Source organism: Rhodanobacter fulvus Jip2, from assembly GCF_000264315.1.
Lineage (GTDB): Bacteria > Pseudomonadota > Gammaproteobacteria > Xanthomonadales > Rhodanobacteraceae > Rhodanobacter > Rhodanobacter fulvus.
The window spans coordinates 1-1,189 of record NZ_AJXU01000070.1 but is presented as its reverse complement, the minus strand read 5'-3'; the positions used below and the strand labels follow the sequence as shown (position 1 = coordinate 1,189).

At 60.0% G+C, this 1,189-nt stretch carries 1 protein-coding gene; it reads left to right on the top strand.

The features are described 5' to 3' along the window. Positions 1-64 precede the first annotated feature (64 nt). The gene (locus UU9_RS15055) at positions 65-1,045 is read left to right on the top strand and encodes an IS5 family transposase (protein ID WP_007082631.1); all 981 of its coding nucleotides are present in this window, start codon (positions 65-67) and stop codon (positions 1,043-1,045) included. The last annotated feature ends 144 nt before the right edge of the window (positions 1,046-1,189 follow it).

The window sequence follows — 1,189 nt, the reverse complement described above, 5'->3', positions numbered from 1 at the left end:
GGATGCTCTGATCTATTCCCTGCCTGAGGCATCATAGCGGCGTCTCTCAGGAAGCCCATCACCGATGAAGCAGCGCTCGTTCGCCTCGTTAAGTTTCGACGCCAAGAAGAAGCCCACGCGCCGGGAAAAATTCCTCGGCGAGATGGACAAGGTCGTGCCATGGGCCGATCTTCTGGCGCTGATCGAACCGAGCTATCCCACGGCCGGTCGCCGCGGTCGGCCGCCGATGCCACCGTCGGTGATGTTGCGGATCCACTTCATGCAGCAGTGGTACGCGTTGAGCGATCCAGCGATGGAGGATGCGCTCTACGAGATCGAGTCGATGCGCCGCTTCGCCGGGCTAGAGTTGAACGAGGATGCGATCCCGGACGAGACCACAATCCTGAAGTTCCGCCGCTTCCTGGAACAGCACGGCCTGGCGGTGAAGATCCTTGAAGCGGTCAACGCGCACCTGAGCGGCAAGGGCCTGCTCTTGCGCCAGGGCACGATCGTGGACGCCACGATCATCCAGGCGCCGTCATCGACAAAGAATAGGGACAAGCGGCGCGACCCGGAGATGCATCAGACCAAGAAAGGTCAACAGTGGTACTTCGGCATGAAAGCCCATATCGGCGTGGATGTGGAATCGGGCTTGGTGCATACGGTGACGACGACGCCGGCAAACGTGGGCGACGTGACGGAAGTGAGCAAGCTGCTGCATGGCAAGGAGAAAACCGTCTACGCCGACGCCGGCTATCAAGGGGCGGAGAAGCGTGCACCCAAGCGCGGACGCACCTGGTACATCGCCGCCAAGCGTGGCGGCGTCAAGGCGATGCCCGAGGGCGAGTTGAAAGATGCGGTGAAGTACACCGAGCACATGAAGGCCGCGGTTCGATCCAAAGTGGAACATCCCTTCCGCGTGGTGAAGCGGCAGTTCGGCTACCAGAAGGTGCGCTTCAAGGGGCTGTTCAAGAACACCGCTCAGATATTTACGCTGTTCGCGCTGTCGAATCTGTGGATGGCACGACGAACGCTGTTGGCTTCTGCAGGGGAGGTGCGCCTGTGAGGCGGGAAAACAAGGCAATTCGAGATAAATCGACACGGCGAAGGCGGCGGGCTGCACCAAAAACCACCCTTTCATCGTAGCAAGTCCCGCATTTCTTCATGGCCGTCTGGACGGCCATTTCGAACTTGATTGATCAGAGCATCC

What these genes read in the sequence shown, in the direction of transcription:
- UU9_RS15055 (WP_007082631.1), top strand. Translation starts at nt 65, where the DNA reads ATGAAGCAGCGCTCGTTCGCCTCGTTAAGTTTCGACGCCAAGAAGAAG.